Here is a 19,539-nt window from a genome sequence, read left to right as displayed (position 1 = left end):
TTATCTTTCTCCATAATTTGGGCAAAAGAATGCCCGGCGGGTTTACGCCATTTAATTTCTTTGGGTTAATTAATTTGGAAGCGTTAGCTTCTTGGGAAATAAACTCACGACTGCGCGAAAGTGATTCATTGCACCTATCAGCGCGGTAATTTCGCCACTCGTCAATTCACTGTATTCAACGTTGTGACGTTCTTTATTGATGTTTGCCAAAAAGAAAATGGCGCTCATCGCTCGGTTATTTTGTTCGTACTGTGGATCACGAGTATTACGCATATCACTGATGAACCGCTTTAGTTCATTACCGCAATCGCCGTACATCATGGTGCGAAGTGCGGCGATATGATTAAGCGCGCTCGCTCGCTGCCCGGCGCTCATTTGAACAGTAATGCTTTCAGCTTTGTAAGCCATGTCGCTTTTTTCCTGTTACCGGTTAAACCTGCCAGCAGTTCGGCTTGAGAGTTTGCCGGATGCCAGCGCCTGCCATTTTCAGCTGCGATCCAGCCGTGGCCGAATGAGTGTGAAGGGCTTTGCCGTTTTAGAAGCGGCGCAACTGAAAACGCCATAACTACACAACCCCTATTGATGCGCCGATACCGCTTAACACATCTGCAGTGCCAGCCATTGCAGGGTTTGAATGCACACGAGTTTGAACGGCTATTGCAGCTAAGGTCAGACAGCGAATGCCGGCGTTAACGTTCTGCACAAATCCGCGCAGGCAGGCCGAGGTAAATTTCTTCTGGCTCACAATGTCAGCGGCTAACTGCCCTACTTCGGCGGTAGCTTTGAGAACATAAGCCGGTAAGTTCTCCTGTGATACCTCATTGACTGGCACGCATGGCAGGCAATGAAGTTGAGCCAATGCACCATCAACCAGCGTTGAGTCTTCCGTAAGGTCGGTCAGGATCAGCATTTCACGAACAGTAAGCTGATGGACCTGCTCCGGGTTAAGCTTGTTACGGATAGTTTGCGGATTAAGCCCCGCCTTTTTAGCCAACTGTATGATGTTGTGTTTCGCAGCAAATGCGCGGCACGCATCATCAAAATGGCTATGTGTGGAGACAATGAAATCAAACATGCTTAATACCTCACGTTATCCCAATATGGATGCATTAAGCCTGCATTGTGATTTCATGACCGGCTGCTGCTTCGATAATTAGGGCAAGCATGTTGATCTCGATGAGGCCGTTAACCCCATCCTTATTCCTGATAGGTAGGCGGTTTTCGCGGTACATCTGGCGAACAGTTCCTTTCTTGTAACCAGTGCGACGGCAGAACTCTTCGACAGTAATGTACGGTTCTGAAATCACGAGATTGATTGATGGGCGCATTGAAAGTTTACGGGTCATGATGCACTATCCTCTGTTGAGTTCTAGCCAACTCTATTTATCACTATTAAACACGTCTTGATACGACGAGTGAATATTAGGATCACAAATTGGAAAGGTCAACGAAAGATTTTACGAGTCGTAAAGCTCCAACTTTACCAGAGGGTGGTAAAGATCCCATTGAGCGCATCGTTCAGGCATACGGTTTTGCATCTAGACAGGCGCTGTGTCGGCACTTAGATGTGTCTCAAAGCACTATGGCTAACCGCATAATGCGTGGGAACTTTCCTGCTGATTGGGTTCTGATTTGCTCGATGGAAACCGGTACTTCCCTTGAGTGGCTGACATATGGACGCGGTGATTCGTACATCACAAATCAAGATCAGCCATCAACCAAAATCGAACTCAGAAAAATCACAAATGGGAATTTCTCATCATCTGATTGGGTTGAATATGACGCTCAGCTCTTACCAAGTGATGTTAAAGCTCCACTGTTAGTACATTTCGAGAAACAGAATTACCTGGTTGATATGACCGCTGCAGAAATCACCGACGGGCTGTGGCTCATCGAGATTGATAAGCTCATTAGCGTTAAAGAGCTGTACCGTTTTCCCGGCGGGCGCATCCGCGTTGAGAATGGTAAAGCCTCATTTGAATGCAAGGCAGACGACATCAAGGTTTTGGGCAAAGTCGTTGCCCGCACTGAGTACCTTTAAAGGCGAAGCATGGCGATAAACAAATTACCCAACGGGAAATGGCAAGCGCAGGTTTTCCCAAACGGTCGTGACGGCAAAAGGATTCGCCGCCAGTTTGCGACGAAGGGCGAAGCACAATCCTATGAGAAGTTCGTAAAAGAGCAGGCTCAAGATAAGCCCTGGCTGGGAGAGAAAGTAGATAAGCGGCGGGTAATTGAGCTGGTTGAATTGTGGTTCAACACGCATGGCATTACGTTGGCGGATGGTGAGAAGCGGCGAACCACAATGGCGTTCGCCTGCGAGGCGATGGGAAACCCACTCGCAATCGAGTTTAACGCGAAAATTTTTGCGTCTTATCGCGAGCAGCGGTTAAGCGGGAAGATCACCCGCTCAAGTCGAGTGAAGACGGTAACGCCGCGCACGGTGAATTTAGAGCTGGCGTACTTCCGGGCGATGTTTAATGAACTGCGCCGGTTGGATGAATGGACCGCCCCAAATCCGTTAGAAAACGTGCGCGAGTTTAAAATCAGTGAATCGGAGATGGCATATCTGACCATTGAGGAAATTAGAACCCTCCTCGCCGAATGTGAGAAGAGCCGTTCTAAGGATTTAACTACCATTGTGAAAATCTGCCTGGCAACTGGCGCACGATGGAGTGAGGCCGAAGGCTTGAAGGGGAACCAAATCCGCGCCGGTCAGATCATCTACGTTAAAACTAAAGGCAAGAAAAACCGAGCGGTGCCGATAACTGAAAAATTGCAGGCTGAACTGCCATCCAGCAGGAAAGCGCAGGTGCTCTTTAAACCATGCTATTCAGCCTTTAGAAAGGCCATGCAACGCGCCGGTATCGAGACACCTGCCGGGCAATTGACGCATGTTTTGCGGCATACCTTTGCGTCTCATTTCATGATGAATGGCGGCAACATTCTAGTGCTTCAGCGGATTTTGGGGCACACGGATATTAAGGTGACGATGCGCTACGCGCACTTTGCACCCGACTACCTTTCTGAAGCGATGTTTTATAACCCTCTGGAAATAATGGAATAACGATGCAGCAGACTATTACTGAAATTATTAATGTCATTTCAAGCTCACCTTTGTCTATGCTTATAACTCTAATAATATCTATTAGCATCGCGTTATCTTTAAATATATTCTTTAAGTTTTTCACTAAAAATCTTTTGGATCTTGGTCAAGATAGATATCGTGGACCTATCAGAGTTTCTAATAAACCCGAAAATTTCAATAACAATAATAAAAAGATTGAAGATGACGAGATGAAATCTCAAATCAGGCAAATCCTATTAGATGAAAGTAGCGAAGAACATTTTGAAAACTATAAGGAAAAAATCAAAAAAACAATAGAAGAAAAAGAAAAAGAAATAACAAACAATGAAATATCCAAAGCACTTTCTGAAAGTAAAATTAAAGATGACATTACTAACTCTTTAGCTAAAAACTTAGATGATACAACTAAAAAACTAATCAGCAACAATGAGTATTATAAATCTCTTGAGAAAGATGTATGTGAAAAATTAGATTTAGTAAGGACATCTTCCTTCCTTGAACATTTAGAAAAAGAATATGACGCAACTAGAAGCACTAAAGCTCTGGTTAGTAACATGTTTATTATTGTGAACGTTATTTATTTTTTCGGATTGTTGATATTTTTAATGGCTGGAAAGGGCGTTGACAATTCTTCGAATATTTATTTAGCCCTGTCTCTATCCTACATTGGATTTGGTTCATTTGTTGTTTATATGATAAAATTTTGCAATGCAAGGAGCTTGACTTTACTTTCCTTAAGAGAGGATTTCTTAAAACGAGAGCAAGTTAACAACATGGTAGACAAGATAATTGAAGCGGGTATAAACGAACATCACGTAGCATTATTACAATTAATGAACTCAGGAATAGCAAATAAGGAACAAAAAATAAGTCATCCTTATGAGATGCTCTTATATGGAATTAAAGACTCTAACATAATGTTCAAAGGTGGAAAATTCGAGATTAAGAAAGAAACACCTAACAAAAGCATTTCCTAAAAATGTGTTAGTTGGGTGCGTTGTAATAAACCACCCATTAACCATCAAGATGATAAATTTACATATCAATCGTCAAATAAAAAACAGGACCACAAAAACACTCTCCCCCGTCAATTTTTTAATAAACTCCTGTCAAAATAAGACTAAACTAATCAGCGAGTGAGATATTTCATCGCTTAATTCAGACATCAGTTACCATTTTTTTAATTCATAATTTTATAATAAATATACTCTTTTACCCTCCACATAATCCACATGGTAACGCAATGAAATCGGCAGCAAAGTGGCAGCAGAGCGCAACGCTATGTGCCACTTTTCATCACTACTCGGCCTAAAGAAAAGATAAAAATCAGTAAGTTACTGATTTAACTCGCTTCAAATTGGGACTCATAATCGCTTGGTCGCTGGTTCAAACCCAGCAGGGGCCACCAAATTCTTTTATCAAAATCATGCACTTGAGCCACCTTATAAGGTGGTTTTTTTGTTTACTGCATTTTAGGTGGCGATAGAATGGCGATTGAAATTTTCGATTTCATCTATGAGCAGGCTGACAGTTTTTGGACGTGGGCCTCTCAAGGAGGGCTTATCCCTGCATCCGCAGTGATCGCAATCACCTTATTTTTTTCTAAGGAATGCTTAGAGTATGGTAGAAAAAAGAAAACTAAAAAGAATGAAATAGCCGCCTTAAAGAAGATTATTGCGCGAGAATGCGAATTAAACTGGCATCTGAGTTGCAGCCTAAAAAAAATTTTTAAGCATTTTCAACCATACGAATCTAATCAACTAGAGTGCCCTTTCAAATTTTTAATAGTTACACAATCGATTAGGGATGATCGGTATCAAATTATCAACCATACACCTGATGGCATCTCATATGGTGGGATGGTGCCTAAAGTACATACAAATATAATTTCAAAACACCTCTTGGACGTAGCCAAAGTCGATGCTGAATTTTATAAGATGCTTGATGCCGCAAATGATGCGGCAATCGAGCTTGAACACCTGAGAAACTCATTAATAGACATTGAGCACACTGAAGAACTGATTGGAACCAGTAACGCGATGTTAGGTCTATCTGGATACGGGCTTGAAGTTATCGTGGAAGTTGAGAAAAGCATAAAAACCCTATACAAATATTGCACAGGGTTAGAAGAAGTAAAACCAAGATTACGCTAACTTCTTGCTTAATGAAGTAATGAAGGTTTGCTACCAAATTCCGAATAAAGTGGCACCGGGTTAACTCTTCCCGGTGTAACTATAATCATCGCCAATGTCTCATGAGTTTTGAATGAGCAACTGCAATTAATATTCTGACATTGGTGATAGCGCTCTTTGGTTTCTTTAGAAATATATCTGCTGCTCTTGGCGTGTGCGGCGGTCTGGCATAGCGGACAATTCATCATCGGTGGCGTCTCCCTGTTGGCTCGTAGGTTTAATACTCCAAACTCACAAAAAGAGCAGCAAAATTCACTTATTGTGAATCATCACCCTCTGAATCTTCACCATCATCTAGCGCTTGATACTCTAAATCCGATAGCAATACCTCAAAATCGAGTTGTGTCGTATAGCCTCCACTGTAAAGACTGTGTGTAGCCTTGCTGATAAGCCAGGGCTGTGCATCGAACACGGATTTGAACCCGCTGACTTTTATCGGCGTCTCCGGGTACAGGTCTGCTCTGCCCATAGCCAGCGTTAGCGAAAACTCAGCCACACCGCGTTGTAACTTTTCCCACTTTGCTTTAGCCGCGCGCATCGCGGTTGCTTTACTGGAGTAAACTGTAGTCAGCGCAAACACATTATCCTCACTGCCTGCCAGATAATCCCCCTCTTTTGCCTCTGGCGTTTTTACGGCTTTAGCCTTGGTCTTTTTCGCCGCCGGATGCTCAAGAGCACGCAGGTGTCGCTCTTTTGGCTTGCGCTGTAATTTTACTTTTTTCGGCTTTGGATTTTTTGTGTGCAACCAACTCGCCGATACGCCGGTAAAGGCTCCACGGTCTACAATGCTGAAGCTGTGCCGGTCGCCATCTTTACGTGTAATTGTCATCTGAGGGATGGGCTTTCCGCTGATGGTTACTCCGTTCCCCGGATTGATAAATACCAGCCTGCCAGCTTTCACCGCTGCGACTGCACCATAAATAGTGGCAAATCGTGTCAGAAACTTTGCGTCGGTCTCCTGTGTCTGATCGATATGCGCCACAGCAATCCCGGCAAACCAGCCTGCCAGCATGGACTGTAGGTTATTTCGCCCAGCAATCTGCGCCACAATGTCGCCGAGCGTGGTATCGTGATATGACACCTCACGACGGGAATTGAGCGTGCCGCGAAAATCTGCGCTGCGGGCACGAATGGCCATCGTATCCGGCGCGCCGTGATGCTCTACTTCATCAACGGTAAAACTACCCTTACCGATAAGCGTCTGTCCTTTCCAGCCCAGGAACAAAGTCGCCACAGCGCCACGCACCGGCATTTACAGATTGCCGTCTGTGTCGTCCGATTCAATGTCCAACTGGTCGGCCTCAAATCCGCGATTATCCGTCAGAGTTAGCGATATCAGCAGGTCTTTGATATTGGTGGTAATGTCTTTTGAGTCTAACTTGAGCATAAAATCAGGCGTGAGTCGGGCGCCCATTTGCACTGGCAGTCCACTGATACCAGTCATCCTAATAGCCCCCCCCGCTTTCGAGACCAGACTGCCTGCTGCAGACCTCACGCTGTCAATAGCCGACGTGATTTGACCAGGCAAATTGCTGACGCCGCTGATTAACCCGCTGGCCTGTTTGTTCAGATCCCCAAACATCGACGTGAGTGATTCATCCACGCGCTTGAGGCTCGGGGTAAACATGATTTTGCTGGCGGTGCCGTCAGGCAAACACTCGCTGTGCGTGTTTGAAATAGCCTCAACAGCGTACATGCCGTAAATCATGCCGCTTGCCACCAATCAAAGGCCACGCCATTCCCTGATCAGCCAGAAGTCGCACAGTCAGGAGTGAAATTGCTCCGTCGGTTACCCGCACGGGCAAACAGCCAGTGCAGCCAGTTAGTCGTGTTATTCCCTGTATCCACGCGGCATAACCCGTCGTCCAAATTTACGGCGGACACGGTTCCGATGCGGATCAGATTGCGCAGCAGGCGCAGGATTTCGGCGATTTGTTCGTTCATGAGCTAAGAATGAAGATGTCGCTTAGCTTAAACAACTCAACTAAGTTTGCTGAGATATGAACAAACGAATGATTAAAAGATGAAGGGAAGAGATCACGTGAAACATACCAGATTTCTTATGACCTCATATTTAAGGATTATGAAACAGTTACTTTTATTTTTTTCAACATTGGCTTAGGTAGTTCTTCACAAATCCATTGACAAATAATCTCACCCTCACCAACCGCCGTAGGAATAAAGACAAAAGTCTCAAAATTAATCATTAAAGATTGTAATAGCTTTGAATGTTCATAACGAATAATATCAGACTCGCTCTTAGGCAGTTCATGCCATTGCTTGTTACTACTTCTTCCTAAAGGAGTATTGAACAATGACGCATTTATAGCTGCAAACCTTGATATTATTGAATTAGATGAGATTGAACCAATGTTTTTAATCGGCGAATCAGGAATATAAAGGCTCGGCTCATAAAATTTTTCAGCATCTTCCTTTTTCATTACACACAGAAAATCAGGGCAGTTGATGAAAACCGTTACGTTATTAGCTGGCTTAATACCTGAATTGAATACCTTAAGGCTAAACTCCTTGGATCTTGCTGTATAGTTATGATAGTAAGTCTTATATTTTATATACTTATCAACTTCATCTTGGGTTGGAATGCTGTCATTGAAGTCATCAATAATTCGACGGGGTATAAGTTCTTTTTCTCTTTCATCTAACCTTTGATAATCTATCCTTTCTGGAAGTGCAATCCACTCCTTATATTCCTTAAAAGTAAAACTTAACTCTTCTTCTGATATAAAATCAACCTTTAAAAAATCATTTTCTAAACCAGACGCCGCCTCAAACTTTTCTACTTTTTCTCTAAGCTCGTTGTTTTCTGCTGAGAGTCTAGCTAGCTCTTGCGAAACTTTTCTCACATCCATGTCATTAGCACGAACCCAACCCGTGCGTGGAGTTCTTCGCATGACCTTGGGCAAGGCTATCGCAACCTTAGTAGCTAAGTCATCAATACCGTCCCAAAAATCACACATTTTATTTGATTTTGCCTTGGCTATAAACCTCTCAAGTTTATTTAGTTTATCTGGATCATTTTCACGCTCACTACTTGTTATAGCGACATCTCTGTTTCTAACAAAAGCTAAAATAGGTATGCCCAAGCTTTTTGCATAATCATATTCCATTTCCGTGTAGCTCAGACCATGATTTGAGGTTGAGCCATACCTGTGACCTATTATAATAATATAGTAATCACTAACATCAATTGTTTCCCTGATAATATCCCATTGCTCAGCATCATCGGCGCTGAACATCTCCATGCCTACTGGGAAATGGTAGAGGCTAAGCACCGTCTCAATCACTTTTTTTCGATGTAAGATTAAATCTTCATAAGTTGAACTTACAAAAATTTGATATTTTGAGTCATCCATTTTAAACCTTCATCAATTGGCTATTTATTAGCAATTCTATTGTATTTATATCCTCCTTGTTGATTCCTAGCAATGGGCGTGATTCATATTGCATCTGTTTACCGTTCCGGCATGCCCGATCCCGAAGGCCAAAATGATGAACACGCACCATTCTTTGCACGCGCCCGGTGAATTCGACCACCGCCTCGTCAGAGGTTGACTGTGCTTTCATGTATTTAGCGGTGCGGAGTTTGGCGAACATTTCACGCTTGACGCGGCCCTTTTTGCTGCGAATGGGCTGCGTCTTACGCGGCTTAAACGGGGTGCCGTCTGCAGCCTGCAGGCGCTTGATGTTCTGCTGCTGGCTGGCGCGAAGCTTCTTAGCAATGCTGCGCGCCATCTCTTCACCAGCAAAGTATACGCGCCGCGGCGTGCAGAATGGCGTGTGCTGGTTTGTCAACGAGTGGAAAGAGGCGCATCAGTTTGAGGCAGATCAGGTTTTCCACCTGATTGAGCCGGATATCAATCAGGAGCTGTACGGCCTGCCGGAATATCTCAGCGCGCTTAACTCTGCCTGGCTGAATGAGTCGGCTACGCTGTTCCGCCGCAAGTATTACCAGAATGGCGCGCACGCGGGTTACATCCTTTATATGACTGACGCCGCGCAGAGCAGCAGCGATATCGACCGGATGCGACAGGCGATGCGCGACACGAAAGGGATCGGCAACTTCCGCAACCTGTTTATGTACGCACCCAACGGTAAGCCCGACGGCATCAAGATTCTGCCACTCAGCGAAGTTGCGACGAAAGACGACTTCTTTAACATCAAGAAGGCCAGCCGCGATGATCTGTTAAGCGCACATCAAGTACCACCGCAAATGATGGACATCATCCCGGATAATACGGGCGGGTTTGGGGATGCGGTAAAAGCGGCGCAAGTTTTTGTTAGGAATGAGCTCACACCTTTACAAGATAGAATGAAAGAAATAAATGAGTGAGTGGTTAGGGTTAGATGTAATAACTTTCGAAAACTATTCATTGTGAAAAAATGAATAATTTTAAATTAAAGCTGTTTTCTTTGAAATCTTTTCCGCCCAAAGGCGGCAAATGGTTCATGGGTTAGATATATATAGCTCATCTTTATTTCCAATATTTGAAATTATCCAACTATTGTTTTTGTCATTTTTCCAAGTTAAAAGCCTCAATGCACGTCCCGCTTTGGTTATGTGTGTTCTATAAGCAGTAAAATGCTCAACTTTCCTGGGTTCGGTAGGGTTATCGCTACGATAAAAGAAATTTATTTCAGACTTCCCAGTTTTTGCCAAGAAATTTATTATTGACTCGTAGGTTGTGGAGCTGTATCTCCTATCACCATTAGCTTCATTTTCAATTAATGAATCAATAAATGAATCACCTACCTTAAAATCATCCCATTCTACTTTGCTACTTAAGCTCTTATCTTTTATTAATCGCCTAGCACCAATGAAAAATGACAGCTTGTAGTCTGAGGTGGTTAGTGATTCTTTATATAGTTTATATCCATCTAATTGAAGCAAGTAATCCTCAATGCTTGAAAATATATCAACAGAAGAAGAAAATATATTTTCACAGCCTTGCAATGGTGGAAATGCATCTTTTATCTCCCCTTCAAAAACAACATTAGCCTTCCCCAAAGGATTAGCTGATTGATAATATAATATACTGGTTTTTTCTTTTGAAAATCGATTAGATATTGCATGCACTAAAAGCTGCTCAATAACATCCTTCGCTCTGCCATCTGAAAGAGAACATATATTATTTTTAGGAGTTGCGTCTTTTTCCCAGTCGATTAACTGAGTGACTTTATTTTCATCAAATTGGACAGCCTTACTCAAAAATACGTTGACCATTCTCACAATATCATCTGTACCAAAAACAGGCTCTTCGTCTAATTTTGCTAAAACTCTTTGAAAAATGCTTTTACTTGGATAATAACCATAATCTTGCATTTTTATAATTATATCCCTTTCAACAAAAATAAAATCCAAGTCCTCAGAGTAAATCTCTGTCAATAACCTCAACCCCTGAACCGCCCTATTAAAATACTCAGGATCGTAAAGGGCAGCTGAAATTAAATATTCAAAGTTAATCACTCCATTCATACTATTCACCGCTCTCCCTTTCCCTTCTTCTTTTCAAACTTGCCTCATAAAGGATCCTTTCGATTTCACGGTCTGTTTGATCGAAGAAGTCTTTTGGCCATTCAATTACGCTCCCGTATTTATTTATCAAAACTGGTAGGAATTCTGAATAACCATTCTCTTTAGTGATAAAGTAAAGTGATGTTTCATCTTTGATTGATGTCTTATCTTCCTGGGCAACTCTCAAACGGAGTCGGTTTATCATGTACTCACTATGAGTTTCGATAATACACTGCCTACGTGATTCAGCTAGCGCAATAAATAGATCACACAAGCGAGACTGTACTTGAGGATGTAAATGAAGTTCCGGTTGTTCAAATATTAAAATTTCGTCTTCGTCAGATAACAAAAACATCAATACGATTGGTAAAACTTGACTAACACCAACCCCCACATGGGTCAGATCTTGCCATGATTCATTTTTGTTGATTTTTACATTAATTTCGTAACCTAACTTCCCCCTGTCACGCGTATGAAAATCTTCAATTACCCCTAGATAATTTAGCCATTCAAGACATGCTGTTTTTAATGGCTTCATTCTTTTCTCAAAGAATAACTCACCATCAACATTTCTAGGTGATAAATAAGTAACAGCTTTCTCCCTATATTTATGTAAAACCGCAGCCGTGAATTCACCTTTAAGCCCGACAGAATTCGGATCGTAATGTCCTAAGGAAGAGTAAATTGCTTGAGGCTCCATTCTTAATGGGCCTAGATATTTAACAGAGCGCGTGAAATAAAAGCTAAGTATTTGCTCCAACTCCAAAAAAACATGTGAAGTAAATGCAGTGCGCTCACGTCGCGCTGGCATTAATTCACACCACTTATCTTTCAAAAAATTCCTGTTTTTATCTATTAATTCATATAAATTCTTTTTTACTCTGCCTTCGAGGTTGGATGCAAATAATTTCCAGTCACTTAATGAGATGTATTCATCCCGAAAAAATGCTCTCGGCATTAAATTTGGTTTTAGAATGTACGTTGAATCGACGACGTCATCTTTAATTTGTTTGATAATTGCGTCTCTATCAACCATACTATCTTCATATTCTTTAGGGCTGAAAATATTTGAAGGTACAGATATCGAGTCGTACATTTCTTGACGTTCAGTTTTTATTAAGTCAACTAATTGCAGCAAGAATGATCTAGGCAATACACTAAGTTCCTTTTCAACCGCTTCTTTTCGCACTACCCTTTTTTGTTGAGAGTTATCGGTTAAATCATTTATAATCAAGGAGCTAACTTTCTTTATGTAGTCATACTCTATTTCAATGGTACTGGGTATTAAATCACCTTTGCAACCTATTATTCGGTAGTCTGGATAGTCTAATGCAATTCTGTTTTTTTCAGACGTATCAAAACATTCAACAGAATAATAATTTTCTCGATTGCTTTTTTCATTGAGAGAAATTACAACCTTATCCGTCTCTATACTATTCCCAAATTCATCTAATACTGATAAGCTTACGCTATTACTTAGAATTAATGGGTGATATTCCTCTTCTCTTCTACTTGATTTTTTGCTTCTATAACCTATTGATATTTCTGAAGTAAATATCCTATTGTTACCCTTGCCGAAAAACCTATCATTAACTGGAAGGGAGAATGCAAAAGTTATTTTCTCATCATTCGATGAATGCTTCTTAATATCTTCAAATGAACCAAGCCTTACTAAAGGGCCATTAAGAGTAATTGAGTCCTCTTGGTATCTATTGGAGAAGCTTTGGCTCAGCATTAAAATAGCCTGAATTAAAGAGCTTTTACCACTGCTATTCGAACCACATAAAATTGAAAAGGGATTCAACTTGACCGGTTTTTGCATTTCAATAGATTTAAAATTTTTGATAAATAACTCGTTAAGCATAACTTTTTCCCTTGCGAAGAGTTTTATATAGATTACTGTTCTTTGCCAGTGCGCGCAATGCTTTCCCCGCCACGCCTGCCCGCTTTGTTGGGCGCTTTTCATGCAGTTGCATTGCTCTGTCAAGTCCGCATCCCAACTGGCATCCCTAGCAATTTTGAGTTTATTTTCATCATGCAATATCATGCGCATTGAGCATGCACAGTTATCTGAAACGTATATGAGGGCCGATAGCCTCATCCCAAACGCGGTAGAGAGGTAGGCTGGTTAGGTAAAAAATAAAGCAGCACGCAAAAATTGACGTAGAAGCGTTGCAGTGATTGGAAGTTAAGCGACCATGAGCCAACTGATGCCTAAGTGCCGGCCCACCCTTTTTGTTAAACAATAAATCCATCGTAAGTACAATATCTGCACCAAATATCGACTCAAGCTCTTCCTTAAAGTTATTTAACATTTGTGTAATGCTTGTTGCCTCTTCTAAAAGCCTTGGATCTATCTTCGTCGTTTCCATATTCCTTGACTCAAGAACCCAGCGAATAGAGTTTTCGAGTTGAGGTATCAATATATAACAAGCCGAAATATAATCCCCTTGCCAAAGTTTATAGAATCCTTTCGAGAAAATTTCAACATAGCCTGGGGGAACGAAAGGACTCTGATGCGTTATAGCATCAAATGAATTTTCGTTTAACACCGCAAATCGAACCACCTGTTTTCTAACAATTTCAAACTCGCCACAAACATAAATTAGATGTTCTAAATGATAATTTCGAAGAAAGTTTAATATTGCCGTTTCCTTTGGAATTTCTCCGTAAGTGTTCAATGCTGGAACTACTGCAATGACCCTTCCTTTATCATCAAAAATATTCTGCGAAGACATACTTAAAAAAGCAAACTGCTTCGCATCAACTTTTGCCTGTTCAATTATTTTTTCAATGCTAGGGCATTTAAATCTCTGTATAAGAACCTTCAATACATCTGAAAAGTTTAGTTCTTCATATATATTATATGTTTCTTCAACTACATCAGTTAGATCTGATGAAACAGAAAATAGATGCATATCATCATTAATAGCATCTCTTATACTTTCAAGTTCATTTCTAATGTGCTTTATTTTCTCTTCCATGCCACCTATACTTCTGAACTCACCGATAGATTGCCTGAACCAATGAGCCTTTAAACTTGCAGATTGAGCGTAATTAGTTTGACTAAGTGTAATCTCAGCAGACTTTAGTTTACATCTCTTAGATGACTCACTATCTCCCGCTCTTTCATACAGAATAGCACCCAATGAAAACAATCGCTTAACAGCATCAAAAAAACTTTCGTTGATATATACATCAGCTATTGACTCAGCATTAAATGCCAAATCCACAGTGTTGTATAAATCATAAAAAAATAAAGTGTGCGTCAATCTGTAAAAGCCATTAAATATATTAAGACCTACCAACTCCTTATACAATGAGATTGCAGAGATAGTAATCACTTCATCTAGCTCTTTTTTTCTACCATTCACCATTGCTGAGATAGTTAAGGCTCTTTCTAAAAGGTCAACTATATCAAACAAAGGTAAGCTATTATCATTTTTTAATTTTGCCAACTGTACGGTCGCTTCGTCGATTACCTTTGCATAAGCATTTATTGCATATTTGGCGGAATTTAAATCTCGTCTGTTATTTGACCAAAGAATATCGTATATTCTAGCATTGACAAAATGATTATCGCTAATCTTAGCAATCGCATTCAATGCGGCTTCAAATTGCTCATTAACATCCGATGGCCTATAACTTCGGTTAGGATAGAGAATAGCTTTAGGTTCAAACCCTACTATTCCACCAGATTTGGAAAAGCTGAAGGTAAATATAGCATAAAGTAAATAACTTACTCTCCACGAGTGAAGTTCTCCACTATCTTTAAATTCTTTTGATAACTTATAGAAATGTGATTCCAGCTCGTAATGCGAGAAAAAATTAGGAGTTTGCAAAATCATTTCAATTTTGCTTTTAGTAACATCATCAGAACCTATTGAAAATCCATTTTCCTTAGCCATGTAACCACCTTGCCACATACAAAAATTCATCAATTTTATTATTAATTTAAGTCAGGAGCCATTTGCAATCAACTTTTAGAGACACTTTCAAGAGGTATAGCCGAAAAAACGATTGAAAACTGTTTATTAGCGATCGCACTATTGCTAGCGATTTCAGCTATGAGGTTTAGCGCAATCTCCCTATCGCTTTCTTTGCACATCCCTTTACTAGTAAGTCGAGCAATCAACTCAACCCGCTCAAGCATAAGCCGCTCTTGTGATTCGTTATCCACGCGCCCTCCCCACCGAAACCACTGTTCATCCATACAGATCAATAGCAACTAAAGTTATCGAAAGTAAAATGTTGCAGCAGAAACATGCCTTTATCCTCATGATATGAAACCCTTTTTCCCTACATAACCACAGCGGCTATTAGACTGTATAACCACAGTGGTTTAACCAAAATTTGCCCTGTTTATGCTAACTTCAGTCGATTACTGAGCGTTTTTTGCTCTAAATTGATCTGCCAATCGGTTAAATCGCTCTAATATGCCAGTAGTCTTACGCTCTATTTTGGGTCGGAACAGGTAGCCATAGGCCGAACTGTAGAGCATTCGGCCTGCAATCTCTGTTTGCGTACCACCAATAAGGCACACAACCAATCCGCGACTGATTGTTTCACCTCATAAATCTCTCACCTGGCTAATAACGTTGTCGCAAGCCGCCTCGATTTTGTCCGATCGCCGTAACTTCTTATGCCGCTTTTTGGGTTGCTCTGCCTTTATCCGGGCAAGAAGCTGGCGCCGTTCTTTCTTACTCATGCCATCCAGGTCGATTTTGTCGAAACTTTCCGGCGGGTTCGAATCCTCAGATCTCAAACCTCCCGTACAGTTATTGAGAGAACTCCGAGAGGACGCGGGCGCGTCCTGAAGGTCAAAATCAAATTCAACGACACGCTTCTAAACGATCTTCCACTGTGCCAGACGGGTAAGGATTGGCGTGTCTTCACCGACTTCGGTTGCATACACACCCTTGATCCGTACTGTTTCTTCTCCGTACTCGTTAACGTCGTCGCTTGCCTGATGCCAGGTGCGCACTGCCAGATCATCACGGCGGACGAACGGACCGCCCTGCGCGTTGAAATAGCCTGCCCAATCGCCAGCATCAGCAGCGTCATGCGCAGCAGCAAACTCAACGCTCAATCCGTGAGCAGTTTCGCTGTCAGCCATGCGGCGCAATTCGCGATAAACGATGACCGGCGCGCCGCCGACAAACTGGAACTGTCGAATGTGCCAGCATGCAGCCCATACGGAAGCCGCCGGGGCAGTCTCCTTCAACTTCATCCCCCTCGCAGCTGTTGTAGCAGGGATCTACATTTTCGTCCGCTATATTCCAAATTACGCGGCTTTCCTTAGCATATCCTGGATGATCGTTGTTTCCTTCATCTACATCAAATACAACAGATGGTATTGAATGTTTCCAACACCATCTGTCAGCACTCGCTTTTAACATCCAACCCAAATCATCAATGATAGCGCCACTCAACTTGATAAGGCCTGAAAGTCGTAACCTAATCCATCACTCCCCTTCCAACCCACAAACCTGCCACCGCACCGAACTCACGCCCTTCTCCAGGCTAATCCGTCCCACCAGACTCTCCAGCTGATCCGTCATGCTCGGTTTTCCCAGCACTTCCGCATTGACCTCCATTCGATGTGGCGGATTCATATCCTCGCTGTGCAGTGATTGTAGGCGTAATCCGCTGCCGCCAAGGCTATGCAACATCAGGCTGCGCACCTGCACTTCATCCTGCGCCAGACAGATGATCTGTACTTTGTAGTGCTGCACCACTTCCTCCGCAGGCACCAGGCTCTGGCGATTAATCCCCTGCGCCAAATCGCGCAGCAGAATATTGGCGCACAGAATCACCATGCAGCCAATCGCCGCTTCCAGCAGCAATCCCATGCTGCACAGCACACCCACGGCGGCGGTGCACCATAGCGTTGCGGCGGTATTCAGGCCGCGCACGTTAAGACCGTCGCGCATGATCACCCCGCCGCCGAGGAAGCCGATGCCAGAAACCACATAGGCCGCTACGCGTGAGGCATCGGTGGCGATGCCGGGTACGCTTTGCGTCATCAAAACAAATAAACAGGCGCCAGTGCTAACCAGCGCATTGGTGCGCAAACCGGTCATACGTTGGCGAAGCTGGCGCTCGCTGCCAATCAGCGCACCCAGAACCAGCGCGACGGTGACGCGCAGTAAAAAGATTTTCCAATCCATCATAAACCTCACTCCGCTGCTTCAGGCAGGCGGAACTTCAGGGGGGTAATAAATGGATTACAGCCGGTGCCGCTACCGCTGAAACTCAGCAGCATCACGCAAAAAAACAGGGGGAGATTCTGGAAGGAAATCCACCGTCTTAACGCACGGTTAAGACAGCGTTGAAGGCTATCTTACCGCAGGGACCTTTTGTAATCGTTCGGGACAGGTGTCCAATGCAGTTATCCTCTTGGGTAAAATTCGGCGCGATTGTAAACCTCGCGCCGGTTAATTGCTATCCAACTGCGCTTCTGTTTATCAAATGTTTACGCAGTTGCATCGCTCTCAAGCTGCATTAACAGCTCAGGAATCGCCTCCATTTCGATGTAATGCGTGGCGTGAGGAAAATCCTTTTCCTCGCCGATAAATACGGCGACTTCCGCATGACTAAGCATGATGAAATCATTTTGATCGTTACCAAACGCGGTATATTTCTCGCTGCCAATCAACTCGCTCAGGGCGCGGTGTTTATTATTCCCCTGTGGCGTGATGTCGTAGAAACCATCGCTGCGATGGGTGTGCACACTGACATCTTCAGCTTCAATCAATGCCATGACTGATGCTTTGTGCGCGTCTGAAAGCATCAGGATTTTCGTCACGCCCTCTTCCATTAATGCTTGTTCGCTAATCTCTTCACTGCTGAGCGAGCGGATGTATTCATGGAATGGATGCGTTCGACTGGAGAACGAAAAACTCCATTCGCCATCCAGCACATAAGGGATGTCCAGAGCGACCAGATGGTGCACAACCTGCTTCACAAAAGCGGGATTGAGTGTATGACTGGTTTTAATTTCACCCGCCTGATACGCCATGCCGCCATTGCAGCCAATAAAGGTTGCCGTATGCAGTTCTTCAGAGAGCATCGGTAGCATATCGCGCACGGGTCTGGCGGAGGCAAAAATTAACTGATGTTGTTGCTGTAATCTGGCAAGGCTCTGGCAGAGTTCAGGCTCCACTTTTAAGCCACCTTTTGAGATGGTGCCATCAATATCGAATACGTAAATACCCATCAAATCATCCTTAATTCGTTGGCCATCATTAGCCGCTGGCGAAAATATCACCTCCTGATTGCCATGTAAAACTCAGGCTGTCTGAGCTGAATCTGACCGTGCTATCTTACCCACTCGCTATACCGCAATCGGATCAAGACCAATGGCAAAACAACGTGTAGGAATCGTGTTTGGTGGTAAATCGGCTGAGCATGAAGTGTCGTTACAATCAGCGAAAAACATCCTCGAAGCCATCGATAAGAGCAAATACGAGGTGGTGCTGCTGGGCATCGATAAACAGGGTGAATGGCATCTGAATGATGCTTCCGGTTTTCTGCTCAATGCCGATAATCCGGCGTTGATTGCCCTGAATCGCTCAGGTGAAAACGTCGCGCTGGTGCCGGGCAGTGCTTCGCAGCAGCTGATCACCCGTCAGCAGGCGCAGCCACTGTCACAGCTGGATGTGATCTTCCCGATCGTGCACGGCACCCTGGGTGAAGATGGTTCGCTGCAGGGCTTGTTGCGCATGGCGAATCTGCCGTTTGTCGGATCGGATGTGCTGGGCTCAGCGGTGAGCATGGACAAAGATTTCACCAAGCGTTTGCTGCGCGATGCGGGCTTAGAAGTCGCGCCGTGGATCAGCGTGACGCAGGCACAGCGCGCACGTCTGGATGCGCAAGCCGTGATCGATCAGTTCGGATTACCGCTGTTTATCAAGCCCGCCAATCAGGGATCGTCTGTCGGTGTCAGCAAAGTGGATCATATCGACGATCTGGCGGCGGCGCTGGATCTGGCCTTTACCTTCGATCGCAAAGTGCTGATTGAGCAAGGCATCAAAGGCCGCGAGATTGAGTGTGCGGTGCTGGGCAACGATGAGCCCGAAGCCAGCCCGTGTGGCGAAGTGGTGGTGCATGATGCCTTTTACTCCTACGACACCAAATACATCAGCGCCGACGGTGCCCAAGTGGTGGTGCCCGCTGCCATCAGTGAAGAACACAGCGAAGCAATTCGGGCCGTGGCGATTCGCGCGTTCCAGGCGCTGGAGTGCTTTGGTATGGCACGCGTTGATGTGTTCCTGACCGAGAGCGGCGAGATCGTGGTGAACGAGGTGAATACCCTGCCGGGCTTTACCAATATCAGCATGTATCCGAAGTTGTGGCAGGCGGCAGGATTAAGCTACAGCGATTTGATTACGCGCTTGATTGAGCTGGCGCAGCAACGCCATCAGCAGAGCAGCAAGCTAAAAAGCAGCGTTTAACCATCAATTTCCAGGTGCGCATGAATGCGCACCCTACAACGGCTAAACAGGTTTGTCATTGATGGCGATCGAAACAAATTAGCGTCAGGCAGTTGTGAGGTTGTCATCAATTGCGACCGAAAAAACCAGCACCAAGCCATCGTAAGGTCGTCATTCACGGCGACCAAAACAACCCAGCATCAAGCCATCCTATGGTCGCCACTCATGGCGACCAAAACAACCCAGCATCAAGCCATCCTATGGTCGCCACTCATGGCGACCATCACGCAC

At 43.7% G+C, this 19,539-nt stretch carries 18 protein-coding genes and 4 pseudogenes; 6 read left to right on the top strand and 16 right to left on the bottom strand.

Going from position 1 to position 19,539, the window contains the following annotated elements; translation table 11 throughout:
• Positions 1-69: 69 nt before the first annotated feature.
• The 4 genes from AC1MDE_RS19735 to AC1MDE_RS19720 are packed head-to-tail and all read right to left on the bottom strand — an operon-like array spanning position 70 to position 1,346.
• The gene (locus AC1MDE_RS19735; protein WP_480345015.1) at positions 70-408 is read right to left on the bottom strand and encodes a DUF5347 family protein; all 339 of its coding nucleotides are present in this window, start codon (positions 406-408) and stop codon (positions 70-72) included.
• On the bottom strand, positions 372-563 hold the full coding sequence (locus AC1MDE_RS19730) for a phage filamentation protein Fil family protein (protein ID WP_480345014.1): 192 nt from the start codon (positions 561-563) through the stop codon (positions 372-374). The genes AC1MDE_RS19735 and AC1MDE_RS19730 overlap by 37 nt, the downstream gene beginning before the upstream one ends.
• Positions 564-565: 2 nt before the next feature.
• A complete protein-coding gene (locus AC1MDE_RS19725) occupies positions 566-1,075 on the bottom strand; it encodes a phage regulatory CII family protein (protein ID WP_480345013.1) in 510 nt (169 codons plus the stop codon).
• Positions 1,076-1,109: 34 nt separating this feature from the next.
• The gene (locus tag AC1MDE_RS19720) at positions 1,110-1,346 is read right to left on the bottom strand and encodes a hypothetical protein (RefSeq protein ID WP_061720369.1); all 237 of its coding nucleotides are present in this window, start codon (positions 1,344-1,346) and stop codon (positions 1,110-1,112) included.
• An 89-nt stretch (positions 1,347-1,435) separates the two neighbouring features.
• Between AC1MDE_RS19720 and AC1MDE_RS19715 the strand changes: the two genes are divergently transcribed.
• The 4 genes from AC1MDE_RS19715 to AC1MDE_RS19700 all read left to right on the top strand — a co-directional run bounded on the left by AC1MDE_RS19715 (position 1,436) and on the right by AC1MDE_RS19700 (position 5,241).
• Positions 1,436-2,041: a phage repressor protein CI gene (locus AC1MDE_RS19715; protein ID WP_480345012.1), complete on the top strand. Its 606-nt coding sequence runs from the start codon at positions 1,436-1,438 to the stop codon at positions 2,039-2,041.
• 9 nt (positions 2,042-2,050) lie between these two features.
• Positions 2,051-3,067 carry a phage integrase gene (locus AC1MDE_RS19710; protein WP_480345011.1) on the top strand — a complete coding sequence of 339 codons (1,017 nt, stop codon included), beginning with the start codon at positions 2,051-2,053 and terminating at the stop codon, positions 3,065-3,067.
• A gap of 2 nt (positions 3,068-3,069) precedes the next feature.
• The gene (locus AC1MDE_RS19705; RefSeq protein WP_480345010.1) at positions 3,070-4,065 is read left to right on the top strand and encodes a hypothetical protein; all 996 of its coding nucleotides are present in this window, start codon (positions 3,070-3,072) and stop codon (positions 4,063-4,065) included.
• A gap of 510 nt (positions 4,066-4,575) precedes the next feature.
• Complete coding sequence (locus AC1MDE_RS19700) at positions 4,576-5,241, top strand: hypothetical protein (protein ID WP_480345009.1); 666 nt, start codon at positions 4,576-4,578, stop codon at positions 5,239-5,241.
• A gap of 8 nt (positions 5,242-5,249) precedes the next feature.
• Here the strand turns inward: AC1MDE_RS19700 and AC1MDE_RS19695 are convergent, their stop codons facing one another.
• The 5 genes and pseudogenes from AC1MDE_RS19695 to AC1MDE_RS19675 form a co-directional block, all read right to left on the bottom strand.
• Positions 5,250-5,468: an ogr/Delta-like zinc finger family protein gene (locus AC1MDE_RS19695; RefSeq protein WP_480345008.1), complete on the bottom strand. Its 219-nt coding sequence runs from the start codon at positions 5,466-5,468 to the stop codon at positions 5,250-5,252.
• Positions 5,469-5,536: 68 nt separating this feature from the next.
• Positions 5,537-6,724 (bottom strand): annotated as a pseudogene (locus AC1MDE_RS19690) (phage late control D family protein).
• Between the two features lie 335 nt (positions 6,725-7,059).
• A pseudogene (locus AC1MDE_RS19685) lies at positions 7,060-7,224 on the bottom strand (phage baseplate assembly protein V); the annotation flags it as partial.
• Positions 7,225-7,361: 137 nt separating this feature from the next.
• Entirely contained in the window at positions 7,362-8,654 is a 1,293-nt protein-coding gene (locus AC1MDE_RS19680; RefSeq protein ID WP_480345007.1) for a DUF4062 domain-containing protein, read from the bottom strand.
• 1 nt (position 8,655) lies between these two features.
• Positions 8,656-9,033 carry a phage virion morphogenesis protein gene (locus tag AC1MDE_RS19675; RefSeq protein ID WP_480345006.1) on the bottom strand — a complete coding sequence of 126 codons (378 nt, stop codon included), beginning with the start codon at positions 9,031-9,033 and terminating at the stop codon, positions 8,656-8,658.
• On the opposite strand from AC1MDE_RS19675, the pseudogene AC1MDE_RS19670 reads away from it, so the two are divergent.
• A pseudogene (locus tag AC1MDE_RS19670) lies at positions 9,023-9,677 on the top strand (phage portal protein); the annotation flags it as partial. The gene AC1MDE_RS19675 and the pseudogene AC1MDE_RS19670 overlap by 11 nt on opposite strands.
• Positions 9,678-9,745: 68 nt before the next feature.
• On the opposite strand, the gene AC1MDE_RS19665 reads toward AC1MDE_RS19670, so the two are convergent.
• The 7 genes and pseudogenes from AC1MDE_RS19665 to AC1MDE_RS19635 form a co-directional block, all read right to left on the bottom strand.
• Positions 9,746-10,774, bottom strand: a complete 1,029-nt coding sequence (locus tag AC1MDE_RS19665) for a hypothetical protein (RefSeq protein WP_480345005.1) — start codon at positions 10,772-10,774, stop codon at positions 9,746-9,748.
• A gap of 1 nt (position 10,775) precedes the next feature.
• A complete protein-coding gene (locus tag AC1MDE_RS19660; RefSeq protein WP_480345004.1) occupies positions 10,776-12,866 on the bottom strand; it encodes a DUF3696 domain-containing protein in 2,091 nt (696 codons plus the stop codon).
• 13 nt (positions 12,867-12,879) lie between these two features.
• Positions 12,880-14,721: a DUF4209 domain-containing protein gene (locus AC1MDE_RS19655; RefSeq protein ID WP_480345003.1), complete on the bottom strand. Its 1,842-nt coding sequence runs from the start codon at positions 14,719-14,721 to the stop codon at positions 12,880-12,882.
• A gap of 68 nt (positions 14,722-14,789) precedes the next feature.
• On the bottom strand, positions 14,790-14,993 hold the full coding sequence (locus AC1MDE_RS19650) for a hypothetical protein (protein ID WP_480345002.1): 204 nt from the start codon (positions 14,991-14,993) through the stop codon (positions 14,790-14,792).
• A gap of 201 nt (positions 14,994-15,194) precedes the next feature.
• Positions 15,195-16,046: pseudogene (locus AC1MDE_RS19645) on the bottom strand (replication endonuclease); the annotation flags it as partial.
• Positions 16,047-16,278: 232 nt separating this feature from the next.
• Positions 16,279-16,983 carry an MgtC/SapB family protein gene (locus AC1MDE_RS19640; protein WP_034828565.1) on the bottom strand — a complete coding sequence of 235 codons (705 nt, stop codon included), beginning with the start codon at positions 16,981-16,983 and terminating at the stop codon, positions 16,279-16,281.
• 305 nt (positions 16,984-17,288) lie between these two features.
• A complete protein-coding gene (locus AC1MDE_RS19635; RefSeq protein ID WP_479414317.1) occupies positions 17,289-18,032 on the bottom strand; it encodes an HAD-IIB family hydrolase in 744 nt (247 codons plus the stop codon).
• Between the two features lie 142 nt (positions 18,033-18,174).
• Here AC1MDE_RS19635 and ddlA point away from each other — a divergent pair, with 142 nt between their 5' ends.
• Entirely contained in the window at positions 18,175-19,269 is a 1,095-nt protein-coding gene (gene ddlA / locus AC1MDE_RS19630; RefSeq protein WP_058959512.1) for a D-alanine--D-alanine ligase, read from the top strand.
• Positions 19,270-19,539: the final 270 nt, after the last annotated feature.

The organism is Pantoea folii, from assembly GCF_056678875.1.
Note: the sequence above shows the minus strand (reverse complement) of the source record. Positions and strands in the feature narration are given on the sequence as shown.